The organism is Actinocrinis puniceicyclus (assembly GCF_018283645.1).
Classification (GTDB): domain Bacteria; phylum Actinomycetota; class Actinomycetes; order Streptomycetales; family Catenulisporaceae; genus Actinocrinis; species Actinocrinis puniceicyclus.
The window spans coordinates 1-24,248 of sequence record NZ_JAGSXH010000091.1 but is presented as its reverse complement, the minus strand read 5'-3'; the positions used below and the strand labels follow the sequence as shown (position 1 = coordinate 24,248).

Annotated in this window: 19 protein-coding genes; 17 read left to right on the top strand and 2 right to left on the bottom strand. The window is 70.2% G+C overall.

Annotated elements, in window-relative coordinates:
• The first annotated feature begins 1 nt into the window (after window position 1).
• From KGA66_RS21300 to KGA66_RS21275, 6 genes are all read left to right on the top strand, one after another.
• Window positions 2-838, top strand: a complete 837-nt coding sequence (locus KGA66_RS21300) for a TrmH family RNA methyltransferase (protein ID WP_246508226.1) — start codon at window positions 2-4, stop codon at window positions 836-838.
• Between the two features lie 392 nt (window positions 839-1,230).
• The gene (locus KGA66_RS21295) at window positions 1,231-2,433 is read left to right on the top strand and encodes a sensor histidine kinase (protein WP_211469953.1); all 1,203 of its coding nucleotides are present in this window, start codon (window positions 1,231-1,233) and stop codon (window positions 2,431-2,433) included.
• Between the two features lie 182 nt (window positions 2,434-2,615).
• Complete coding sequence (gene pheS, locus KGA66_RS21290; protein ID WP_211469952.1) at window positions 2,616-3,740, top strand: phenylalanine--tRNA ligase subunit alpha; 1,125 nt, start codon at window positions 2,616-2,618, stop codon at window positions 3,738-3,740.
• Entirely contained in the window at window positions 3,740-6,238 is a 2,499-nt protein-coding gene (gene pheT, locus KGA66_RS21285) for a phenylalanine--tRNA ligase subunit beta (RefSeq protein ID WP_211469951.1), read from the top strand. Before pheS ends, pheT begins: the two co-directional genes overlap by 1 nt.
• Window positions 6,239-6,593: 355 nt before the next feature.
• Entirely contained in the window at window positions 6,594-7,013 is a 420-nt protein-coding gene (locus KGA66_RS21280; protein ID WP_211469950.1) for a YciI family protein, read from the top strand.
• Between the two features lie 7 nt (window positions 7,014-7,020).
• Entirely contained in the window at window positions 7,021-8,301 is a 1,281-nt protein-coding gene (locus KGA66_RS21275; protein WP_211469949.1) for an RNA polymerase sigma factor, read from the top strand.
• 360 nt (window positions 8,302-8,661) lie between these two features.
• On the opposite strand, the gene KGA66_RS21270 is transcribed toward KGA66_RS21275, so the two are convergent.
• Window positions 8,662-11,382, bottom strand: coding sequence for an RICIN domain-containing protein (locus KGA66_RS21270; protein WP_246508225.1), 2,721 nt, complete (start codon window positions 11,380-11,382; stop codon window positions 8,662-8,664).
• Between the two features lie 419 nt (window positions 11,383-11,801).
• On the opposite strand from KGA66_RS21270, the gene KGA66_RS21265 reads away from it, so the two are divergent.
• Complete coding sequence (locus KGA66_RS21265) at window positions 11,802-12,017, top strand: hypothetical protein (protein WP_211469947.1); 216 nt, start codon at window positions 11,802-11,804, stop codon at window positions 12,015-12,017.
• Window positions 12,018-12,381: 364 nt separating this feature from the next.
• Here KGA66_RS21265 and KGA66_RS21260 read toward each other — a convergent pair whose 3' ends face one another.
• Window positions 12,382-13,074 carry a hypothetical protein gene (locus tag KGA66_RS21260; RefSeq protein ID WP_211469946.1) on the bottom strand — a complete coding sequence of 231 codons (693 nt, stop codon included), beginning with the start codon at window positions 13,072-13,074 and terminating at the stop codon, window positions 12,382-12,384.
• A gap of 245 nt (window positions 13,075-13,319) precedes the next feature.
• Here KGA66_RS21260 and argC point away from each other — a divergent pair, with 245 nt between their 5' ends.
• The 10 genes from argC to tyrS all read left to right on the top strand — a co-directional run bounded on the left by argC (window position 13,320) and on the right by tyrS (window position 23,930).
• On the top strand, window positions 13,320-14,378 hold the full coding sequence (gene argC / locus KGA66_RS21255; RefSeq protein ID WP_246508224.1) for an N-acetyl-gamma-glutamyl-phosphate reductase: 1,059 nt from the start codon (window positions 13,320-13,322) through the stop codon (window positions 14,376-14,378).
• 62 nt (window positions 14,379-14,440) lie between these two features.
• The gene (gene argJ, locus KGA66_RS21250) at window positions 14,441-15,589 is read left to right on the top strand and encodes a bifunctional glutamate N-acetyltransferase/amino-acid acetyltransferase ArgJ (RefSeq protein WP_369015929.1); all 1,149 of its coding nucleotides are present in this window, start codon (window positions 14,441-14,443) and stop codon (window positions 15,587-15,589) included.
• The gene (gene argB / locus KGA66_RS21245; RefSeq protein WP_211469943.1) at window positions 15,586-16,509 is read left to right on the top strand and encodes an acetylglutamate kinase; all 924 of its coding nucleotides are present in this window, start codon (window positions 15,586-15,588) and stop codon (window positions 16,507-16,509) included. Before argJ ends, argB begins: the two co-directional genes overlap by 4 nt.
• The gene (locus tag KGA66_RS21240; RefSeq protein WP_211469942.1) at window positions 16,506-17,756 is read left to right on the top strand and encodes an acetylornithine transaminase; all 1,251 of its coding nucleotides are present in this window, start codon (window positions 16,506-16,508) and stop codon (window positions 17,754-17,756) included. Before argB ends, KGA66_RS21240 begins: the two co-directional genes overlap by 4 nt.
• On the top strand, window positions 17,756-18,730 hold the full coding sequence (argF, locus tag KGA66_RS21235) for an ornithine carbamoyltransferase (protein ID WP_211469941.1): 975 nt from the start codon (window positions 17,756-17,758) through the stop codon (window positions 18,728-18,730). Before KGA66_RS21240 ends, argF begins: the two co-directional genes overlap by 1 nt.
• Window positions 18,727-19,278 (top strand): arginine repressor, encoded by a 552-nt coding sequence (locus KGA66_RS21230; protein WP_246508223.1) that lies wholly within the window; start codon window positions 18,727-18,729, stop codon window positions 19,276-19,278. Before argF ends, KGA66_RS21230 begins: the two co-directional genes overlap by 4 nt.
• Window positions 19,279-19,321: 43 nt before the next feature.
• Window positions 19,322-20,518, top strand: coding sequence for an argininosuccinate synthase (locus tag KGA66_RS21225; RefSeq protein ID WP_211469940.1), 1,197 nt, complete (start codon window positions 19,322-19,324; stop codon window positions 20,516-20,518).
• 5 nt (window positions 20,519-20,523) lie between these two features.
• The gene (argH, locus tag KGA66_RS21220; protein ID WP_211469939.1) at window positions 20,524-21,945 is read left to right on the top strand and encodes an argininosuccinate lyase; all 1,422 of its coding nucleotides are present in this window, start codon (window positions 20,524-20,526) and stop codon (window positions 21,943-21,945) included.
• The gene (locus KGA66_RS21215) at window positions 21,946-22,581 is read left to right on the top strand and encodes a DNA-3-methyladenine glycosylase (RefSeq protein WP_438822069.1); all 636 of its coding nucleotides are present in this window, start codon (window positions 21,946-21,948) and stop codon (window positions 22,579-22,581) included.
• A gap of 86 nt (window positions 22,582-22,667) precedes the next feature.
• Window positions 22,668-23,930 (top strand): tyrosine--tRNA ligase, encoded by a 1,263-nt coding sequence (tyrS, locus tag KGA66_RS21210; RefSeq protein ID WP_211469938.1) that lies wholly within the window; start codon window positions 22,668-22,670, stop codon window positions 23,928-23,930.
• The last annotated feature ends 318 nt before the right edge of the window (window positions 23,931-24,248 follow it).

The window sequence follows — 24,248 nt, the reverse complement described above, 5'->3', positions numbered from 1 at the left end:
GCTGACGCCCCCCGACGTGGCGGGCCGCCCCGCGATCACCTCCCCCCGCTCCGCCCGGGTGGTGGCCGCGCGGCGGCTCGCCACTCGCTCGTTCCGATCGAGGCAGCGGCTCTTCATCGCCGAAGGGCCCCAGGCGGTGCGGGAGGCGGCGGCGCGCCGCGACGGCGTCGCCGAGCTCTATTTCACGCCGGACGCCGCGGCGCGCCACCCCGAGATCATCGGCGCCGCGCGGGACGCCGGCGCCATCCTCCTGCCGACGACGGAAGAAATCGTGGCGTCGCTCAGCGACACCGTGAACCCGCAGGGCATGATCGCCGTGTGCCGGTACCTCGACACGGGACTCTCCGACGCGCTCACCCCGTCTTCGCGCCTTGTCGTATTACTCGCTCATGTGCGCGATCCGGGAAACGTGGGCTCTGTCATCCGCGCCGCCGATGCCGCCGGAGCCGACGCAGTGCTCGTCAGCGACGAATCGGTCGACGTCTACAACCCCAAGGCCGTGCGTGCGTCGGTCGGATCACTCTTCCATCTGCCGATCGTCGTCGGCGTGGCGGTCGGGGACGCCGTCGAGCGCTGCCGTACCACCGGGTTGCGGATCGTGGCCGCCGACGGTGCCGGCCCGCTCGATCTCGACGAAGAGGCCGACCGCGGCGCACTGCGCGAGCCCACCTGCTGGGTCTTCGGCAACGAGGCGTGGGGGTTACCCGAGGGAACACGGGCCCTGGCGGACGCGGTCGTGCGCGTGCCGATCCACGGCCGAGCCGAAAGCTTGAACCTGTCCACGGCCGCGGCCGTGTGCCTCTATGCGTCGGCAAGGGCTCAGCGACGACGGGTTTGAGAGAAAAGCCCGCCGCTGTCGCGCGAGCATGAAGCGAACGGTTGCGCGAACCGCGCAAACGCCATGTGCGTCGGCATACGCAGGCGCATGGACGTCGCTTCGCCGCGACTCTGGCGAAAAAGGTGGCTGAACGGCGATGATGGCCACCTGAGAGGTGAAAAGACGGACCAATGCCGTCGGCTACCGGCTCCGAACGGTATTCGACGGCTATACGCAGCGGGCGACGTTCCACTCGGGGCGGGCCGTTCCATCGGTGGAAAGGGGCTCTTCGAACGTAACCGGGCCGCAGGGCGGTCGCGGGCTGCCCGCCGCTCGGCGCGCGGCGCCCCTTGCCGCAGCATTCTGCAAAGCCGCCCCGGTTTACGAGCGATGAGCGTGGAAAGGGGCGCGGAATGTTGGACACAGCGAGCGCGGTCGAGCAGAGCGCCGAGCCCACCGCCGCGTCGGAACGGGATACCGCCGACGCCCGCGACTACGACCGACGCGAGTTGACTCCGACGATCGCGCGGCCCGCCCGGGTCGCGCCCACACGCCCCGTCGACGGAGGTCCGAGCATCGAGTACGACGAACTGCCCGACGGCGTCGTCATCGCGGACCGCGATGGCCGTGTCGTCGTCTTCAACCGCGCGGCGGTGCGTATCACCGGTATCGACGCCGCGTCAGCTCTCGGCAGGCGACTGGCCGACGCCCTGCCCCTTGAAGACCTCGAAGGCTGCAACTGGTGGCGCCGCACAGATCCCTATGGTGGCCTGGCGATTCGCAGCGGCCAACCGGAAACGCACCTGCTGCTGCCCGGCGGCCGGGATGTCCTGGTCACCGCGCGCTTCGTGCGCGAGAACGGTTCGGTACGCCGCGTCGTCGTCGGGCTGCGCGATACCTCGGCCCGTGCCCGTGCCGAACGCCGGCACGCCGACCTGATCGCCACCGTGGCGCACGAGCTGCGTTCCCCGCTGACCAGTGTGAAGGGATTCACCGCGACCTTGCTGGCGAAATGGGAGCGGTTCACCGACGACCAGCGCAAGCTCATGCTGGAGACCGTCGACGCCGACGCCGACCGGGTGACCCGGCTGATCGCCGAATTGCTGGACATCGCGCGCATCGACTCCGGGCGCCTCCAACTGGCCCGCTACGCCGTAGACCTCGAAGAGCTGATCCGCGAGCAGATCAACGGCGCGGTCGCCGCCGGTCAGCGGGAAGACCGGTTCGTCGTCAGCGTCACGGCGCACCCCGCGCCGCCTGTCTTCGCCGACCCCGACAAGCTGCGCCAGGTGCTGGCCAACCTGCTGGAGAACGCGGTGAGGCACGGCGGCGGCCGGATCAGCATCACGCTCGACGGCCCCGAACCGCCGCAGCACCCCGCACCGGACGCGGCCCCCGCGCTGGTCGCCGTGACCGTAGACGACGAGGGGCCTGGCATCCCGCCGGAGATGCTCGGCCGGGTCTTCACCAGGTTCTGGCGCGGCAACCGGCGCGGAGGCACCGGACTCGGCCTTTACATCGTCAAAGGCATCATTGAGGCCCACGGAGGCACGATCACGGTCGGCGCCGCGCCCACCGGTGGCGCGCGCTTCCGTTTCACCGTGCCCGTCGCCTGAGGCGACCCGCGGGCGGTCTGTCCACAGCCGATCAGGTCGGCGGGCGTTCCCGGCCCCGCGAACCGCCTAAGCTTGCCTGAGCGCACTGCGGCTGTTCCGGGCACCCGGCGACGAGGCCGTGCCGCACAGTCCCCGATCGAGCGCGCCCCCGTGGCGCTGGAGAGCGGAAGTAGAGCTACCGGATGTCTGCACCGAACAAGACCTTCGACCCGGTCGAGGTCGAAGCGCTCAAGCCCGGGGAGGTGGAGCGCGCCCGCGACCAGGCCCTGGCCGCCTTCGCGGTCGCCGCCGACCTCGCCGCGCTGCACGAGGCCAAGATCGCCCATGCCGGGGACCGCTCGCCCCTCGCCCTGGCCAACCGCGAGATCGGCGCGCTGCCTCCGGCGGCGAAGGCAGAGGCCGGAAAGCGGGTCGGTCAGGCGCGCGCCGCCGTCAACGCGGCCCTGGCATCCCGTCAGGCCGAGCTCGAAGCCGAGCGGGACGCCCGGGTGCTGGTGGAGGAGAGCGTCGATGTCACGCTGCCCTGGGATCGCGCGCCCCGCGGCGCGCGGCACCCACTGACGACCCTTCAGGAGCGCATCGCCGACGCGTTCGTCGCGATCGGCTGGGAGATCGCCGAAGGCCCCGAGGTCGAGTCGGAGTGGATGAACTTCGACGCGCTCAACATCCCTCGGGACCACCCGGCCCGCACCACGCAGGACACCTTCTTCGTCGAAACCCCCGGCGCGTCCGAGGCCACCGACTCCCTGGTCCTGCGCACGCACACCTCTCCGGTGCAGATCCGCTCGCTGCTCACCCGCGAACTGCCGGTGTACGTTATCTGCCCCGGTCGGGTCTTCCGCAGCGACGCCCTGGACGCGACCCACACCCCGGTCTTCGGGCAGATCGAGGGCCTGGCCGTGGACGAGGGCATCACCATGGCGGACCTCAAGGGCACCCTCGACCACTTCGCCACCGTCATGTTCGGCGACGGCATCGACACCAGGCTGCGCCCGAGCTACTTCCCGTTCACCGAGCCGAGCGCGGAGATGGACCTGCGCTGCTTCGTGTGCCGCGGCGAGTCGGTCGGCAACCCGGACCGGCCGTGCCGCACCTGCAACTCAGAGGGCTGGATCGAGTGGGGCGGCTGCGGCGTGGTCAACCCGCGGGTGCTGCTCGCCGTGGGCGTGGACCCGGACCGGTACAGCGGATTCGCCTTCGGTATGGGCCTGGAACGCACCCTGATGTTCCGCCACTCGGTCGCCGACATGCACGACATCGTCGAGGGCGACATCCGCTTCACGCTTCCGTTCGGGGTGGAGATCTGATGCGCGTACCGCTCTCCTGGCTGCGGGAGTACGTCGAACTGCCCGCCGAGGCCACCGGCCGCGACGTCGCCGAGCGACTGCTGCGCGCCGGCCTGGAAGTCGAGACCGTGCACCAGTCGGGCGTGGGCCTCAGCGGCCCGCTCGTGGTCGGCCACGTGCTTGAGATCGAGGAGCTGACCGGGTTCAAGAAGCCGATCCGGTTCTGCCAGGTCCAGGTCGGCCAGAGTCCCCAGGAGGCCCGCGGCGTCATCTGCGGCGCCCGCAACTTCGCCACCGGCGACAAGGTCGTGGTCGCGCTGCCCGGGGCGGTGCTCCCGGGCGAGTTCAAGATCACCGCCAGGTCCACCTACGGCCACGTGTCCGACGGCATGATCTGCTCCGCCCGCGAACTCGGTCTCGGCGACGACCACAGCGGCATCATCGTGCTGCCGGACGAGTGCGAGGTCGGCGCGGACGCGATCGAACTGCTCGGCGTGCGCGACGAGGTGCTCGACATCGCGGTCACCCCGGACCGTGGCTATTGCCTGTCCATGCGTGGAATCGCGCGTGAGGCCGCCATCGCCTACGGCAGCGCGCTACGGGACCCGGCCCTGCTTGACACCCCGGCGCCCACCCGCACCGGGCACCCGGTATTCCTGCTCGACCCGGCCGGCTGCGACCTGTTTGTCGCGCGCGCCGTGCACGGCATCGACCCGCTCGCTCCCTCACCGCTGTGGATGCAGCGGCGCATCCAGTTGGCCGGGATGCGCCCGATCTCGCTGATCGTCGACATCACCAACTATGTGATGCTGGAGATCGGCCAGCCGCTGCACGCGTACGCCGCCGACCGGCTCACCGGCCCGATCACGGTGCGCCGTGCCCAGGCCGGCGAGCTGCTGGAGACCCTCGACGGCCAGCACCGCAGGCTCGGCCCCGAGGACCTGGTGATCGCCGACGCGTCCGGGCCGATCGGACTGGCCGGCGTCATGGGAGGCGGCGCCACCGAGGTCCAGCCGACCACGACGGACGTCCTGGTCGAGGGCGCGCACTTCGACCCGGTCGCCATCGCCCGCACGGCCCGGCGGCACAAGTTGCCGTCCGAGGCGTCGCGCCGGTTCGAGCGCGGCGTCGACCCGAACGCCGCCGCCGCGGCCGTGCAGCGGGCCGTGGACCTGCTGGTGCTGCTCGGCCAGGGCGAAGCGGACACGGCGGTCACCGTCGAGTCGACGCGCCCGTCCGTCGCCGAGCCCATCGTCATCGACGCGGCCCTGCCCAGCCGCGTGGCGGGCCTGGAATACGCGCGCGAGACGGTCGCCGGGCGGCTTCAGGAGATCGGCTGCACGGTCGAGGGCGCCGACACGCTGCGCGTGATCCCGCCCTCCTGGCGTCCCGACCTGAACGACCCCAACGACCTGGCCGAGGAGGTCATCCGGCTGGAAGGCTATGACCGGCTGCCCTCCACGATGCCCCAGGTGCCCGCGGGCCGCGGCTTGACCGTCCAGCAGCGCTACCGCCGCCGCGTCGGCCGCGAACTGGCCGCGGCCGGTTACGTCGAAGTGCTCTGCTACCCGTTCGTCGGCCGCAGGGACCTCGACCAACTGCTGCTTGCCGAGGACGACCCTAGGCGCAATACCCTGCGCCTGCTCAATCCGCTCTCCGACGAGCAGCCGGAACTGCGCACCACGCTGCTTCCCGGCCTGCTCGCGACCCTGCGCCGCAACATCGGGCGCGGCTTCAACGACGTGGCCCTGTTCGAGACGGGTCTGATCTTCGCGCCGAAGCAGGGGGCGACCGCACCGCCCCGGCTCTCGACGGCGCAGCGGCCCAGCGGCGAGCAACTCGCCGCGCTTGACGCCGCGTTGCCTGAACAGCCGGCGCACGTCGCGGTCGTCATGGCGGGTCTGCGCGAACCGGCCGGCTGGTGGGGTCCGGGCCGTCCGGCGTCCAGCGACGCCGGCTCGACGCTGTGGGCCGACGCGATCGAGGCCGCCCGCACGGTCGCCCGCGCCTGCGGCGTGGAGCTTGAGGTGACGCAGTCGCAGTACGAGCCGTGGCACCCCGGACGCTGCGCCCGGCTGCTGCTCGACGGCCGGGTCGTCGGCCATGCCGGCGAGCTGCATCCGAAGGCGCTGACCGAACTGGGTCTGCCGCCACGCACCAGCGCCATGGAGCTCGATCTCGACGCACTGCTGCCTGCTCGCGACCTGCCGGTGCAGGGGCCGCTGGTGTCCACGTTCCCGGTGGCCACGCAGGACGTCGCGCTGGTCGTCGAGCGCGGCGTGCCGGCCAAGGCGGTCGAGACCGCGCTGGCCAGGGGCGCCGGAGTACTGCTCGAGTCGATCCGGCTGTTCGACGTCTACGAGGGCGAGCGGATCGGCGAGGGCAGGAAGTCCCTGGCTTTCTCGCTGCGCTTCCGCGCCGCGGACCGCACGCTCACGGTGGAGGAGGCGACGGCGGCCCGCGACGCGGCGGTGAGCCTGGCCGCCGAGCAGACCGGGGCCGTGCTGCGCGGCGCCTGACCGCGCCCTGATGAACGTGCCGGTGCCCTCGGTCTCGGTGAGGCCCAGGGCACCGGCGGCACACCTCCATCCGCACGCCACCAGGTCCCGGCCATGGCGTGCATGCTCTCACCGCGCGGTGTCAATCATCCCGGCCCGCGCCTTGGTCGTTGCCCGGCACGGCGGAACTGTGACGACGATTTCTGGGGCTGGTGCCTGCCTATGGCCAAGACCGGGAGACAGTCAACCCAACTACGCTCGGTGTCGTGTCGTGTCGTGTCGTGTCGTGTCGTGTCGTGTCCGGCCCGGGCCGGCGGCTTCGACGTCTCCGGTGCACGGGTACCACGGCGGTGTCCGTATGGGTGAGGAGAGCACTATGAAGTACATGATCATGGCTTACGGTTCCCAGCAGGACTACGACGCCATGGCCGGCAAGGCCACCGGCGGCCCGGCCTGGACGGCCGAGGACTTCGCGGCTATGGGCGAGTTCATGGTGGAGTTCAATCAGCAACTCGTCGAGTCCGGTGAGCTGGTGGAGACCAGGGCGCTGGACGCGCCGGTGCACACCAGGCGGGTCAGCAACGGCCCGGACGGCGAGCCGGTGGTGACCGACGGCCCGTACGCGGAGACCCAGGAGGTCCTGGCCGGGTACTGGATCGTGGAGTGCGAGAGCTTCGACCGAGCGACCGAGATCGCCGCTCGCCTCAGCCGCACGCCGGGCCCGGCCCACGCCGCCGCGCGGGCCTACGCGCACGTGCGGCCGATCGCGGAGTCCCGCGCCGACTTGGAACTGTGACCGGTCCATGTCCGGCACCGCGGTCGGGGACCTGTTGCGCGAGTTGGCGCCGCAGGTCCTCGGCGCGATCGTGCGCCGGTACGGGCATTTCGATCTGGCCGAGGACGCCGTGCAGGAGGCGCTGCTGGCGGCCGCGACGCAGTGGACCGGCCAGGGCCCGCCGAGCAGCCCGCGCGGTTGGCTGATCACGGTCGCGTCCCGGCGCCTGGTCGACCTGCTGCGCAACGAGCAGGCCCGGCAACGCAGACAGGACACGGTGGCCGCCTGGACGCTGCCGGCCGATTGGCTCGTGCCGAACGCCGAGCGGTCGGCCACCGACTCCGATGACACGTTGATCCTGCTGTTCTTGTGCTGTCATCCGGCGCTGTCGGCGGCGTCGCAGATCGCGCTGACCCTGCGCGCGGTCGGTGGTCTGACCACCGCCGAGGTGGCCCGCGCGTTCCTGGGGTCCGAAGCCGCCATGACCCGGCGGATCAGCCGGGCCAAACAGCGGATCAAGGCCAGCGGCGTCCCGTTCAGGATGCCCACCGGGGCCGAACGGGCCGATCGGCTGGCCGCGGTGTTGCACGTGCTGTACTTGATCTTCAATGAAGGTTATGTCAGCACCTCTGGCGCGAGCCTGGTGCGGGTGGAGTTGTCCACCGAGGCGATCCGACTGGCCCGGCTGATGCATCGGTTGCTGCCCGAGGACAGCGAGGTGACCGGGCTGCTGGCGCTGATGCTGCTCACCGATGCGCGGCGTCTGGCGCGCATCGGCCCGAACGGCGCGCTGATCCCGATGGCCGAGCAGGACCGCAGTCGTTGGCACGCCGGGCAGATCGCCGAGGGCGTCGCGTTGATCACCCGTGCGCTGCCGCGCGGCGCGACCGGGCCCTACCAGCTGCAGGCGGCCATCGCAGCCATCCACGACGAGGCGCCCAGCGCCGAGCAGACGGACTGGCCGCAGATCCTGGCGCTCTACGAAATGCTGCTGCGGATGTCGGACAACCCCATGGTCACGTTGAACCACGCGGTCGCGGTGGCCATGGTGAAGGGACCTGACGCCGGGCTGGACCGGCTCGGCACGCTGGCCGACGACGGGCGGATCGCGGCCGACCACCGGTGGCACGCGGTCCGGGCCCACCTGCTGGAGATGACCGGAGACCTTGCCGCCGCCCGCGAGTGCTACCAGGCTGCGGCACAGCGCACCAGCAATATCCCACAGCAGCGCTACCTGAACCTGCGGGCCGCCCGGCTGGCCGTGCAGGACACCGGCAACGCCAAGCCACCGCCCGGTCAACGGGCATAGCCGGCACGGAAATCGCTGACCTGGTGACGGGGCGCTGTTGCCGGAGGTGAGGCTGCACCGGGATCCGAGGTATGCCGCTTCGGTACCGCTGAGCTGCGCTCGCGGGCCGATGCGCACGAGCGGCTCGTGCGCTTGTTCGGCGAGTTGTTCCGCAGGCACCATGTGGTTCCAGCTCACAACTGACGGATCCAGCCAGCCAAGGTGACTCGCGCTCGAGTACCTCGGCAGGCGCACGGCGTTCAACGTTCCGGACCTTGACGCGCTCTCACCCGATTCGGTGATTTTATGCGCTGTCTGCGGTGGCGCGGTGCTTGCGTGGGGGGCCGGGCTCAGGCGCCCGGCCCCCAACCCTGTCATCGCTCAGGGAGCCAATTGCCACTCCTGGTTGGTGCCGCCGTTGGCGGTCCATTGCACGACTTGCGCTCCGTCGCTGGTCGAGCGGCCGTACACGTCCGCGACCAGCCCGCTGTCATGGCTGACGATGGTGTAGTACCCGTCGCCGGTGGGCTTCAGGTACCACTGCTGGTTGGTGCCGCCGTTGCTGGTCCACTGTTGCAGCTGCAGTCCCGCGGTGGAGGAGCCACCGTTGACGTCGAGCACCTTGCCGCTCACGGTGTAGGTCAGCGTGAACGCACCGTCGGACAGGGCACTGACGGTCCACGCCGCGCCGCCGGTCTGCTGGACGGCTTTGGCGCCGTCCGCGGTGGAGTTGCCGGAGATGGCGAGCGGCTTGCCGCTGTTGCGGTTGACGATGTGGTAGGTGCCCGGCGTGGGGCCGCCGCTGGAGCCGCCGCCCAGGTTGAAGTACTCGGCCGAGTCGGTGAATGTGGTGGTGCCGCCCTTGGCGGTGGACAGCACCAGGTAAATCCGCGAGCCGCTGGCCGGAGCGGTGAACGTGACCGGCTGGGTGACGCGGGAGCCGAGCGGGACGGTGAGGGTCGTGTTGCCGGACGCGACGACCGTGCCGCCTACCTGGTTCAGGTACGCCGTCCAGGTGAAGCCGACGGAGGTGTTGCTGAAGTCGTCGTTGAACACGGTGACGTTCCGGGTCACCGTGCTGCCGGACGAGTAGGACGTCACGGCCTGCGGGAGCGGGAAGTCGCCGTTCGAGTCCGACTTGCCGGAGGCCGACCAGTAGGGCAGGTCGATCGCGGCGATCGGGTTGAATCCGTCCTGGATTCGCTGGATCTGCGGATTGCTCCAGGGATCGGCGAGGTTGTCCGCGCCGTAGAGGGGATGGCGGCCTTCCTCGGTGGTGAAGTCGGTGGTGCGCACGCCGGGTACGAAGCCGGCCCAGCCCGACAGCAGGGTGTACGGGCGAAGGTCGCTGGCGTCCTTGCCGCGTTTGGCGGCGGTCGCGGTCGCGAACCATTCGAAGCCTTGCTTGGTGCTGCACGCCGGCCAGATGTACTCGCCCTCGCCGACGGGTCGGCCGGTGCCGGACCACAGTTGCTCGCCGTAGTTGCCGGTGCCGTCCAGGTAGTGCGGCAGGATGTTGAAGTTGGCGTACGTCATGGAAGGGTACTGGTTGGGTGATGCTCCGGGGCCCACGTCGACGCTGATCGGCCGAGTGCCGTCGTTGCCGTTCACCGCCGCGTACAGGTCCTGCTCGAACTGGCCGGAGTCCCCGCCGCCGAGGTTCGGCTCGTTGGCCTGGCTCCAGCGGATGATCGCGGGGTGGTTGCGGTCGCGCAGCACCAGGGCGCGGGCGTGGTTGACCATGTTGTCGTGCCCGGCGGAGAAGTCCTGGCCGCCGCCGCCACGGATCGCGGTCTCGTCGATGATCATCAGGCCCATCTGGTCGGCCACGTCGAGCATGTAGGGGCTGGCCGGCTCCTGGTGGATGCGCACCACGTTGTAGTTGAGCCGCTGGAGATTGTCCACGGCCTGCGGCCAGCCGGCGTTCGTGCCCGACGGCGGCAGGAAGCCGGGCAGCGTGTCGTAGGCGTCGCCCTCGCCGCCGTTGTTGATCCGGTCGTAGTCGGCGCCTTGCAGGTTGTCCCCGCGCAGGTTCGCGCGGATGCCGTTGAGGTAGTAGTAGGCGCCGTTCTGGGTGAACTCCCGGAATCCGAACCGGTACGTGGCATCGCTGGTGTGACCGTCGTCGGTGGCCGCGTGCACCGCCAGGTCGTGCAACTGGGCACGGTATCCCGACCGGTAGGGGACGTTCGGCCACCAGTAGGAGGAGGTGCCGAGGTTCCAGGCCACCGGACCGACCGTCACCTTGGCCGTCGAGTGCGCGGCCACCGTGACGGTGGCACTCGGCAGTGTCGGGTAGCTGAACGATGCGCCGTTGTCGGAGGCGAGCGAACCGGTCAGCGTCACCGAGCGCGAACTGCCCGAGGTGTTGGTCACCGACACGTCGTAGCTGAGAGTCTGATTGGCCACCGAAGTACGCACGAAGGCGTCGCTGACGTACACGGCGGGATACACGCGCAGGAACGCGGAGCGGTAGATGCCCTGGGGCACCGCTTCGGACCATTCGGCGGCATCCGGCACCAGGTACTTGCCGTTCGACGGGTTCTTCAGCGCGTTGCGGCCTTTGACGTCCACGCTGATCGTGTGGGTGGTGCCGGGCGCCGCGTAGGGGGTGATGTCGAAGTTCGACGGAGTGAAGGCGGTGGTCTGGGTGGCGACCACCTGACCGTCCACCGACAGGGTCGCCTGGTGGTTGACCGCGCCGAACTCGATCCACACCGACTGCGGCTGCCCCGAGTCCGGCACGGTGATCGTGCGCGAGTACACCGCCTCGGACACGCTGGTGAAGCCCTGCTTGTACCAGCCGCCGCCGGGCACGGTGATCGAGGTCGTCCCCTGGCCCGCCGGCGTGAAGCTCCACGATCCGGACAGGTCGACCGACGCTACCGCAGCGTCGCCGGCGGTGAAACCGTCGACGCCTGATGCCGCTGCGGCGGGAACGGACGCCGTGGAGGCGGTGGAGGACGCCGATCGCGGCGCGGCTGTGGCCGGCCCGGCGGCCAGGCCCGCGGCGACCAGCGCCGCGACGGCCACGACCGCCCCTGCCAAACCTCGCCGTCGCGGTGAGGGCGTGTGTTGACGGTACCGGTTGAGGCGTTGCATGCGCGGGACCCTCTCCGTTGACGGGCGCGACGTGCTATCAGCGGCCGAATAAGCGCGCCGCGCTCGACGCATGGCGCGCGTTGCCGGGCGCGAACTCACTCGGCGGTGGGATGTGTTCGCGGCCGCTTCGGATCATCGTGAAGTTGCCAGCGCGCCGAGACGAGCGCAAGGGATGCGGGCCACTGCGCCACCACCCCCGCGGCACCCGTCCGTCTTGACCGGCGGCTGACCAGCCTCATTCGAATCGGTTCGATGATCGCGCTCTGAACCGTCCAGCGCCAGCTCGCGAAACTTTCAGGTCATCGCCCGGCTCCATCGATTCCGGGCGCGAAGCGCTGATGCGAGGTCCAGCACATGCTGTGAATATAAGTCAGGGCATATGTCCTACGTGCAGACTGGCAGGTCTAGCTACCAACCTAGTGGAAGGACTGCGGTGGCAGCCTCCTGGTGACGGTTGGCTCGACGCGCTCGAGGTGTCGGTGCGTGCGCGGGTCGAAGCGCTACGCGAGCAGGCCGCCTGGGTGGCTGCGGAGCTTGGCGGGGCTGAGCTCGCGCTGGAGCACGTCGCGATCACGCCGGCGACCCTCGCGTTGGTCGCCGCGGGCGGCCGCGGCGGGAGCCGAAGCAAACGCTGAACACGGTCCTCGGCCAGGTCCTCGGGATCGTCGTGGCCGGCGATGCCGAAGGGGCGCCGATTCCTGTCGGTGCTCCCAGGAGTTGACCGATCCCTTCTGGTGGTGAGCGCAGGGGATCATCGCGGGAGGTGTTTGCGAACGTGGTCGGTCAGGGCAAGTTCGTCGAAGGCGAAGTCGCATTCGTCCCCGTCCGGGAAGCGGGCCTTGGCCCCGGCGATCATCGTCCGTCCAGCGCCGATGACTCCGATTGCATTGTCATTCCGCACGCGGCGGCAGTTGACAGGAACTGCCATCGGGTGCGAGATCGGCGGGCGCCAGAGTGTCGCCATCCGGCTGCGTTCCGCCGCGAAGGCAACTATTCACATCACTCGGCGGTACCGGCATAGACGGCGCCGAAATTGTGGTCGAAGCGCCACCGCAGCCAGAGCGTGCTCTCCACCGTCCAGTACGTGGGTGCGATGGGTCCAAGACCGGTGGACAAGCGCAGCCCGTCGATCGCGCACACGGCTGCGGGAGCGACGTGTACGGCGTCGGCGATATTCGCGATTTTGCTCCAGTCCGGGTGGAGAAGGTCGCAGATGCGGTGGTGGTACTCGCGCACCAGCGCTGTCCACGCTTGGGCGCTGGATACGTGGTAGATCGTGGCATCCGGGGCGGGCTTCATCCGCCATAGGTGCCAAGGCCTGGGCCAGAGCACGTTCTCGCCCTGGGCGCGAAGGTAGGCGTGCCACATGCCTGGCTGTGCCGCGGTTGTGGTGCAGGTAAACATGCCTCCGCGTACCGGCCCGAGCGGCGCGGTGTCGCCGGCCGCGGTGACCACTTCCTGGAAGGTGTCTCGGCGCGGTGTCGCTACTCTCGGCGGTAGCCAACTCGGCCGCCCCGTGGCCACCCATTCCTGCTCGGTGCCCGTAGCCGAGGGCCCCGGGGCGAGCCACGGTGCCGCGCAGTCGAGTCGGCGAAGGGCCGCGCACTGGGCCACGATGTGATCGGAGAACGCCGGATCGATCAGCGGTGTCCGCTCCTTGGGGATTCCTTGATCACCGATCGTCCCCATCATGACGGCGAAACTCTCGAGCAGGTCGCTCGGAGATTGCCGGTCTCGGCAGAGTGCCGCGTCCATGGCTGCAACACGGGCCTTGACAGTGTCCCCAGCGGGCTCTGCCCGGTGTGCAGCCATGGACGCAACCTTAACGATCTAGCATGAGATCGAAACGGTGAAACCCTGATCCGACACGCATGAACCGGAGCGGCGCTACCGCGATTCGGTGGCATATTCATTCGCGCTGATGTATTGTCATGCACATGACGATCCGGATCGCGGTCGCCGGTGCGACCGGCTATGCGGGCGGGGAGATCCTGCGGATCCTCCTCGGCCATCCCGCCCTGCTCGACGGGCGCGCGCGGCTCGGGGCGCTCACCGCCTGGTCGAACGCCGGTTCACCGCTCGGTGAACACCAGCCGCACCTCGGCCCGCTGGCCGATCGGATCCTCACCACGACCGACACCGCGAACCTGGCCGGCCACGAGGTCGTCTTCCTCGCGCTCCCACACGGCCAGTCCGGCGCCGTAGCGCAGGCACTCGGCCCGGACGTCACGGTCATCGACTGCGGCGCCGACTTCCGGCTCGCCGACGCCGCGGCGTGGTCCCGCTTCTACGGCACGGCGCACGCGGGGACCTGGCCGTACGGCCTACCGGAACTGCCGGGGGCCCGCGCCGCGCTCCAAGGCGCCAAGCGGGTCGCGGTGCCCGGCTGTTTCCCCACCGTCGCCACGCTCGCGCTCTACCCGACCCTGGCCGCCGGGCTCGCCGCGCCCGAAATCGTCATCACCGCCGTCACCGGTACGTCAGGCGCAGGCCGCTCGCTCAAGCCACACCTTCTCGGCTCCGAGATCATGGGCAACGCCTCCGCCTACCAGGTCGGCGGTATCCACCGGCACATCCCGGAAATCGTGCAGAACCTCGGCAGTGCCACGCCCGCGGACGCGGCGCACGCCAATGTGTCCGTGTCGTTCACCCCGGTGCTGGCGCCGATGTCCCGCGGCATCCTCGCCAGCTGCACGGCGCCCGCGCAGCCCGGTGTCACCGCCCGGGATCTGCGCGACGCCTACGAGAAGGCGTACGCCGACGAGACCTTCGTCACCCTGCTGCCCGAGGGCCGCTGGCCGCAGACCGCCGCGGTCCTCGGTTCCAACAGCGTGCACCTGCAGGTCGCGCTCGATGAGGCTGCCGGCCGGGTGACGGTGATCGGCGCGGTGGACAACCTCGCCAAGGGAACCGGTGGGGCCGCAGTACAGTGCCTGAACCTGGCGCTCGGCTGGCCGGAAGACGCCGGCCTGAGCACGATCGGAGTGGCCCCGTGACCGATCAGGCGCCATCGCGCCCCGACCAGCCGCTCCCGCACGCATCGGCCGCGGGTGTCGGCGTGACCGCCGCGCGCGGCTTCCGCGCGTCCGGAGTCGCCGCTGGACTGAAGACCACGGGAGCGCCGGACGTGGCCCTGGTGGTCAACGACGGTCCGTCGCACGCCGCAGCCGCTGTCTTCACCTCGAACCGGGTCAAGGCGGCCCCGGTGCTCTGGTCCCAGGAAGTGGTCAAGTCCGGGCTCCTGCACGCTGTCGTCCTCAATTCCGGCGGGGCGAACGCCTGCACAGGACCGCTCGGCTTCCAGGACACGCATGCGACCGCGGACCACACAGCCGACCTGCTCGACACCTCCGCGGCCGAGATCGCCGTGTGTTCCACCGGCCTGATCGGCGAGCGGTTGCCCATGGACAAGCTGCTGCCCGGAATCAGCGCCGCCGCGGCCGCGCTCGGTCCGGAGGGCGGCGCGGCGGCGGCCGAAGCGATCCGCACCACCGACACGGTCGCCAAGGTCGCGGTCGTGAACCACGCATCGGGATTCGCCGTGGGCGGCATGGCCAAGGGCGCGGGCATGCTGGCCCCCGGCCTCGCCACCATGCTGTGCGTCATCACCACGGACGCCGACGTGCCGGCCGACCTCCTCGATCCGGCGCTGCGCACAGCGGTCGCCCGCACCTTCGACCGGATCGACTCCGACGGCTGCATGTCCACCAACGACACCGTGATCCTCATGACCTCCGGCGCATCCGGCGTCGTACCGGACGTCGCCGGCTTCGAGGCCGCTGTATTCGAGGTCTGTGACTCACTCGCCCGGCAACTGATCGCCGACGCCGAGGGCGCGAGCAAGGAGATCAGGATCGAGGTGGCGAACGCCGCGGACGAGGCCGACGCGCTCGAGGTGGCCCGGTCGATCGCCCGCAACAACCTGTTCAAGTGCGCCGTGTACGGCGAGGATCCCAACTGGGGCAGAGTGCTCTCCGCGGTGGGGACCACCGCCGCGCGCTTCGAACCGGACGAACTGGCCGTGGCGATCAACGGCGTCTGGGTGTGCCGCGACGGCGCGGCCGGCGAGGACCGCCGGCTGTGCGACCTGACCGCGCGTCAGGTGCACGTCGTGGTCGACCTCAAAGCGGGCGAGCACACGGCCACCGTGTGGACCAACGACCTGTCCAAGGAATACGTCCACGAGAACTCGGCGTACTCGTCATGAAGACCACTGCGGGCGGCACCCGCTCCCACGAGGCCATGGCCAAGGCGCACGTGCTCACCCAGGCGCTGCCCTGGCTCTCCCGGTTCCACGGCGCGACCGTGGTCGTGAAGTTCGGCGGCAACGCCATGATCGACGAAGAGTTGAAGGCCGCCTTCGCCCAGGACGTGGTCTTCCTGCGCTACGCCGGGCTACGCCCCGTCGTCGTGCACGGCGGCGGTCCGCAGATCAGCCGGGAACTGGCGAAAGCGGGGCTGGAATCCACCTTCACCGCCGGGTTGCGCGTCACCACACCCGAGGCCATGGAAGTGGTCCGCATGGTGCTCACCGGCCAGGTCCAGCGTGAGATCGTCGGCCTGATCAACGCGCACGGCTCCTTCGCCGTCGGCATCTCCGGGGAGGACGGCAACAGCCTGCTGGCGAACCGCCGCCTCGCCGAGGTCGACGGTGAGCAGGTCGACATCGGCCGAGTCGGGGACGTCACCGCGGTCGACGCCACGCTCATCAACGCGCTGCTCGACGACGGCCGCGTCCCGGTGGTCTCCAGCGTCGCCCGCGCCGAGGACGGCGGGGTCTACAACGTCAACGCCGACACCGCGGCGGCCGCGCTCGCGGTCGGCCTGCGCGCGGAAAAGCTGGTGGTGCTCACCGACGTCGAGGGCCTGTACGCCGACTGGCCTCCGCAGGGCCTGAACGGACAGCCGCAGGCGCAGCTCGAGGTGATCAGCCAGCTTTCCGCCGAGGAACTGGAGAGGGTGCTGCCCTCCCTGTCCTCCGGGATGGCGCCGAAAATGGAGGCATGCCTGCGCGCCGTACGCGGCGGGGTCAAGGCCGCCCACGTGCTCGACGGCCGGGTGCAGCACGCGTTACTGCTCGAAGTCTTCACCGACGAGGGAATCGGAACCATGGTGGTGTCCTCATGACGATCGCGACCGCCGAGGCGCTGCCCGACCTGAACCCGCACTCGGGACTCTCCCAGGTCTGGACCGAGCGCTACACCGGAGCGCTGATGAACACCTTCGGGCCGCCCAAGCGCGTGTTCGTCCGAGGCGAGGGCGCCCAGCTGTGGGATGCCGACGGCAACCGATACCTCGACCTGTTCGCCGGCATCGCGGTCAACGCGCTCGGCCACGCGCACCCACTCGTCGTGCAGGCCGTCACCGCGCAGTTGACCACGTTGGGCCACGTCGGCAACTTCTTCGCCACCGCCCCGCAGATCGCTCTGGCCGAGCGGCTGATCGGGCTGGTCGGCGCCCGGGACGCGCGGGTCTACTTCTGCAATTCCGGGACCGAGGCCAACGAGGCGGCGTTCAAGATCTCCCGGCTCACCGGCCGCACGAGGATCGTCGCCACCGAAGGCGGCTTCCACGGTCGCACCATGGGCGCGCTGGCGCTCACCGGCAAGTCCGCGCTGCGAGCACCCTTCGAGCCGCTGCCCGGAGAAGTCACCTTCGTGCCCTTCGGCGACACCGCCGCCCTCGAAGCGGCGATCGACGAGGAGACCGCCGCGTTCATCGTCGAACCCATCCAGGGCGAGCGGGGCGTCGAGCCGGCACCGCCCGGCTACCTCACCGCCGCCCGCCGGATCACCGAACGCCACGGCGCGCTGCTGATCCTCGACGAGGTGCAGACCGGCATCGCCCGGACCGGCACCTGGTTCCGGTACCAGGCCGAGGCGCGAGAGCACGGCGGCTGGCAACCGGACGTCATCTCGCTCGCCAAGGGCCTCGGCGGCGGCCTGCCGATCGGCGCGTCGATCGCACTCGGGCGGGCCGCCGAGCTGTTCACCCCCGGATCGCACGGGACGACGTTCGGCGGCAATCCCGTGGCGTGCGCCGCCGGACTCGCTGTGCTCTACGGCATCGAGCGCGACGACCTGCTGGGCAACGTCCAGACGATCGGGGCGCGGCTGCACGACGGCATCCTCGCGCTCGATAACCCCGCGCTCGCCGGCGTGCGCGGCGCCGGGCTGCTCCTGGCCGTCGAACTGCGCGAGGCCGTCGCGCCGGCCCTCGCCGAGGCCGCGCTGAACGCCGGGTTCATCGTCAACCCGGTCACCCCCCAGGCGATCCGGCTGGCCCCGCCGCTGATCCTCACCGCCGCCCAGGCCGACGAGTTCCTCGCCGTCCTGCCCCGCCTGTTGGACCAGCTCACCCCCGGGAGCGACTGATGGTGCGCCATTTCCTGCGCGACGACGACCTCACCCCGGACGAACAGGCCCAGGTGCTCGACCTGGCCGACACGCTCAAGGCCGACCCCCTCGGCCGTCAGGTCCTGGCCGGGCCGAGGGCCGTCGCCGTGCTCTTCGACAAGCCCTCGACCCGCACCCGGGTGTCCTTCTGCGTCGGCATCGCCCAACTCGGCGGCTATCCCCTCGTGATCGAGGCCGGCGGCAGCCAGTTCGGCCGCGGAGAGCCGGTCGAGGACACCGCCCGCGTGCTGGACCGGCAGGTCGCCGCCATCGTGTGGCGCACGTTCGAACAGCGCCGCCTTGAGGCGATGGCCGGGGTTTCCCGCGTCCCCGTCGTCAATGCCCTGACAGACGCGTTCCACCCGTGCCAGATCCTGGCCGACCTGCAGACCATTCGTGAGCGCAAGGGCCGGCTCGCCGGGCTGGCCCTCAGTTACCTGGGTGACGGCGCCAACAACATGGCGCACTCCTACCTGCTCGGCGGCGCGCTGGCCGGAATGCACGTGCGCATCGGTACTCCGCCCGGCTACCTTCCGGATCCGGGTGTCGTCGCCGACGCTGCGAGGATCGCGGCCCGGACCGGTGGCTCCGTTCAGGTCCTGCACGAGGCGAAGGCGGCGGCGACCGGCGCCGACGTGCTGGCCACGGACACCTGGGTCTCGATGGGCCAGGAAGCCGAGCAGCACGACCGCGCCGAGGTGTTCAAGCCCTACGCCCTCGACGAGGGCGCGCTCGCGCTCGGCGCCTCAGACGCGATCGTGCTGCACTGCCTGCCCGCCTATCGCGGCAAGGAGATCTCCGCCGCGGTGATCGAGGGCCCTCAGTCGGCCGTGTGGGACGAGGCCGAAAACCGCCTGCACGCCCAGAAAGCGCTGCTGGCGTTCTTGATCGAACGCAGTTCGCCGGAGCACCGCGCGGTGGGACACGCCGCAGCCGAAGGCGCGCGACGATGACCGGCGACATGGACGGGCAGGCCGCGCTCGGCGCGCTCACCACGGTCAACACCCGGCGCGCGCGTCACCAGCGGATCGCCAACCTGCTCGGCAGGCATAAGGTGCGCTCGCAGACCGCTCTGGCCGAACTGCTCGCCGAGGAGGGCTACTCGGTGACCCAGGCCACCCTGTCGCGGGACCTCGACGAACTCGGCGCGGTCCGGATCCGGGATCGGGACGGCACGCTCGTCTACGCGGTCCGCAGCGAGGGTGGCGACAGGGCTCCGCAGGTGGCTCGTGACGCCGGAGACCTGGAGGCCCGGCTCAAGCGGCTGCTCGGCGAACTGCTGGTCACCGCCGAGGGCTCGGCGAACCTGGTGGTGCTGCGCACCCCGCCCGGCGCCGCCCAGTTCCTCGCGTCGGCCATCGACCACGCCGACGACCACGGTGTCACCGCCGGGGTCATGGGCACCATCGCCGGCGACGACACCGTGCTGGTGATCTGCCGCGAACCGGACGGCGCGCCCGACCTGGCCCGCCGACTGATCCACGCCGCCCAGCGCGGCTGACCCGAACAACCCCATCCCGCCGGCTCGCGAAGGAGACAGAACAATGACAAATCGCGTAGTGCTCGCCTATTCGGGAGGTCTGGACACCTCGGTGTGCATCGGCTGGATCGCCGAACAGACCGGAGCCGAGGTCATCGCCGTCGCGGTCGACGTGGGCCAGGGCGGCGAGGACCTGGAGACCATCCGCAAGCGCGCCCTGGACTGCGGAGCGGTGGAAGCCGAGGTAGCCGACGCCCGCACCGAGTTCGCCGAGGAGTACTGCCTGCCGGCGCTCAAGGCCAACGCCCTCTACATGGATCGCTACCCGCTGGTCTCCGCGCTCTCCCGGCCCACCATCGTCAAGCACCTGGTCGCCGCAGCCAGGAAGCACGGAGCCGACACCGTCGGCCATGGCTGCACCGGCAAGGGCAACGACCAGGTCCGCTTCGAGGTCGGCATCCAGAGTCTCGCCCCCGAGCTCAAGTGCATCGCCCCGGTCCGCGACTACGGCATGACCAGGGACAAGGCCATCGCCTTCGCCGAGGTCAAGGCGCTGCCGATCGAGACCACGAAGAAGAACCCCTACTCGATCGACCAGAACGTGTGGGGCCGCGCCGTCGAGACCGGTTTCCTCGAGGACATCTGGAACGCCCCGATCGAGGACATCTACAGCTACACCGCGAACCCTGCCACACCGCGCGAGCCCGACGAACTGGTCATCACCTTCGAATCCGGAGTCCCCGTCGCGATCGACGGCAGGAAGGTCACCGTCCTGGAGGCCATCACCGAGCTCAACAAGCGCGCCGGAGCCCAGGGCGTCGGCCGCCTCGACATGGTCGAGGACCGGCTCGTCGGCATCAAGTCCCGCGAGGTCTACGAGGCCCCGGGAGCCATCGCGCTGATCACCGCGCACCAGGAGCTGGAGAACGTCACCGTCGAGCGGGAACTGGCCCGGTTCAAGCGGGGCGTCGAGCAGCGCTGGGGCGAGCTGGTCTACGACGGTCTGTGGTTCTCTCCGCTCAAGCGCGCCCTCGACGGCTTCATCGAGACCGCCAACGAGCATGTCACCGGCGAGATCCGGCTCTCCCTGCACGCCGGGCGCGCCTGGGTCACCGGCCGCCGCTCCGCCGTGTCGCTCTACGACTACAACCTGGCCACCTACGACTCCGAGGACGTCTTCGACCAGTCCCTGGCCAAGGGCTTCATCGACCTGTGGGGCCTGCCGTCGAAGATCGCCGCGCGGCGGGACCAGAGGGCCTGAGCACCGTGACCGACCGCACCCCGTCGCAGCTGCTCTGGAGCTCGCGGTTCAGCAGCGGTCCGAGTGACGCGCTGGCGGCGCTGTCCGCCAGCGTGCACTTCGACTGGCGGCTGGCCACCTACGACATCGCCGGCTCGCGGGCGCACGCCCGCGCGCTGCACCGCGCCGGTCTGCTCACCGACGCGGAACTCGACGCGATGCTGCAGGGTCTGGACAAGCTCCAGGCCGACGTCGAGTCCGGCGCGTTCACCGCGACCGTCGCCGACGAGGACTGCCACACAGCGCTGGAGCGCGGCCTGATCGAACGCGTCGGTCCGCAACTCGGCGGCCGGCTGCGCGCCGGCCGGTCCCGCAACGACCAGATCGCGACCCTCGGCCGGATGTACCTGCGCGACCAAGCGCGCGTCATCGCAGGCCTGGTGACGGACCTTCAGCAGGCGCTCGTGGACCAGGCCGAAGCGCACTTCGACGTCGCGATGCCCGGCCGAACCCACCTCCAGCACGCACAACCGGTCCTGCTCGCACACCACCTGCTCGCACACGTCCACGCGCTCGGCCGCGACGTTGAGCGGTTGCGCGACTGGGACCGGCGCACCGACAGCTCGCCGTACGGCAGCGGCGCCCTCGCCGGCTCCACCCTCGGCCTCGACCCGCAGGCGGTCGCCGCCGAACTCGGCTTCAGCGCGAGCGCGGCGAACTCGATCGACGGCACCGCCTCCCGCGACTTCGCGGCCGAGTTCGCCTTCGTCGCCGCCATGATCGGTGTCGACCTGTCCCGGATCGCCGAGGAGGTGATCCTCTGGACGACCCGCGAGTTCCGCTTCGCCACACTCGACGACGCCTACGCCACCGGCTCGTCGATCATGCCGCAGAAGAAGAACCCGGACATCGCGGAGCTCGCCCGTGGCAAGGCCGGCCGCGTCATCGGCAATCTGACCGGTCTGCTCGCCACGCTCAAGGCGCTGCCGCTCGCCTACAACCGAGATCTGCAGGAGGACAAGGAACCGGTCTTCGACTCCGTCGACACCCTCACCGTGCTGCTGCCCGCGTTCGCCGGCATGATCGCGACGCTCGCATTCCACGGGGAGCGGATGGCCGAGCTCGCCCCGCAGGGTTTCTCGCTCGCCACGGACGTCGCCGAGTGGCTGGTCAAGCAGCGCGTCCCGTTCCGCGAGGCGCATGAGATCGCCGGGGCGTCGGTCCGCTACTGCGAGCAGCGCGCCATCGAGCTGTCCGATCTGACCGACCAGGACCTGTCGGCGATCGACGCCCGTCTGGCCCCCGAGGTCAAACAGGTGCTCACGGTCTCCGGCTCGCTCGCCTCCCGTGACGGCCGCGGCGGGACCGCCCCGGTCCGGGTCCGCGAGCAGCTGGCCGAGGTGCAGCACCTTCTGGCGGCGCAACGCGAGTGGGCCGGTACGGCGTGAGTGGTCCGAGTGCCTGATCCGCACGACCCGCTGCCCCGCGGCTTCTTCGACCGGCCGGTCCTTGAGGTCGCCCCCGATCTCCTGGGCCGGCTCGTCGTGCACCGAACCGCCGACGGCGACGTCACGGCCCGGCTCACGGAGGTCGAGGCGTACGACGGCCCCAACGATCCCGGCTCGCACGCCTACCGTGGACGCTCGAAGCGCAACGGCACCATGTTCGGACCGCCCGGCCACGTCTACGTGTACTTCACGTACGGAATGCACCACTGCATGAATCTGGTCTGTGGCCCGCCCGGCCTGCCCACCGGGGTCCTGTTGCGCGCCGCCGAGATCACCGACGGAGTGCACCTGGCGCGCAAACGGCGCCTTGCCGCCAAGTCTGACCGCGAGCTGGCGCGCGGCCCGGCCCGGTTGGTCGAGGCCCTGGCCGTCAGCCGTGGCGACGACGGCGCGGACGTCTGCGGCGACGGTCCGCTGACCGTGCACCATGGCACGCCGCCGCCTCCCGGGCTGATCTGCCGCGGGCCGCGCGTCGGCCTGCGTGGTGCCGCCGACTTTCCGTGGCGGTTCTGGATTGACGGCGAGCCGACCGTGAGCGTCTACCGTCCGCATGCGCCGAGACGCGCAACCGGTTAGCGATCGTCGTCCCTCTTCGGGCACGCTTGGATCTGCAAGGTTGACTCATGCCCGGACACGCTTGACCGCGAAGAGATGGACTGACCGTGACTGACATCGTCGAAGAACTGAAGTGGCGGGGCTTGATCGCCCTGTCCACTGACGAAGAAGCACTGCGTAAGGCCTTCGCCAGTGGCCCGGTCACCTTCTATTGCGGCTTCGACCCCACCGCGCCGAGCCTGCACATGGGCAACCTGCTCCAATTGATCACGATGCGGCGGATCCAGGACGCGGGAAACCTCCCGCTCGGCCTTGTCGGCGGTTCCACCGGCCTGATCGGCGACCCGAGGCCGACGGCCGAGCGGGTGCTCAACTCGAAGGAGGTCGTCGCGCAGTGGCTCGGGCGCATCCGCGTCCAGGTCGAGCGGTTCCTCGACTTCGAGGGCGATTTCGCCGCCCGGATCGTGAACAATCTGGACTGGACCGCACCGCTGTCCGCGATCGACTTCCTGCGTGACATCGGCAAACACTTCCGCGTCGGGAAGATGCTCTCGAAGGACGCGGTCAGCGCTCGTCTCAACTCCGAGGCCGGCATCAGCTACACCGAGTTCTCCTACCAGATCCTGCAGGGCATGGACTTCCTGGAGTTGTACCGCCAGTACGGTTGCGTTCTGCAGACCGGCGGCAGCGACCAGTGGGGCAACCTGACCGCGGGCGTGGACCTGATCCACCGCACGGAGGGCGTCTCAGCGCACGCTCTGGCCACGCCGCTGGTCACGAAGGCGGACGGCACGAAGTTCGGCAAGACCGAGGGCGGCTCGGTGTGGCTGGACGCCGAGCTGACCTCGCCGTACGCGTTCTACCAGTTCTGGCTCAACGCCGAGGACGCCAAGGTCGACGAGTACCTGCGGTACTTTACGTTCCGAAGTCGGGAGGAGATCGAGGAGCTGGACCGCGCGACGCGGGAGAAACCGCACCTGCGCTCGGCTCAGCGGGCCCTCGCCGAGGACGTCACGACGCTGGTGCACGGCGCCGACCAGTTCCGCCGGGTCGAGGCGGCCAGCCGGGCGCTGTTCGGGCAGGGGGACCTGGCCGGGCTGGACGAGAGCACGCTGCGAGCGGCGCTCGCGCAGTTGCCTACGGCGAGCGTGGCGCAACTGGCCCCGTACTTCGAACTGTTCGCCGAAACCGGCATCGTGCCGAGTCGTTCGGCGGCGCGCCGGGCCATTCAGGAGGGCGGCGCGTACGTCAACAACGCCAAGATCGAGGACGTCGACGCGCAGCCCGGCCGGGCGGACCTGCTGCACGGTCGCTGGCTGCTTCTGCGCCGCGGCCGCCGCACCCTCGCCGCGGTGGAACTGGTGCGCTGACACGCGAATCCGCGCCGGCCCCGGACTCTGGCAGCGTCTTGATATGGCGATTTGACGCTCCGACGCCCGGGGCCTAATGTTTACCGAGTCGCCGCAAGGGGGACGCCGGGCAAACCCGGTCGATCCGGAGGGCGACAGCCGAGACAAGACCTGTCGGCAGTGGGCTCGCGAGGGCTGCGCACCGGCACAGTGTGTCTGTTTCTTGAGAACTCAACAGTGTGTCGATTATGTTTACGATGCCATTAGTTTTTTTGGATGGTTGTTGTTGTCCCGACCCCCGTCGGGATGGTTTCAGCCGGGTTTCGGATTCTTTTTTGG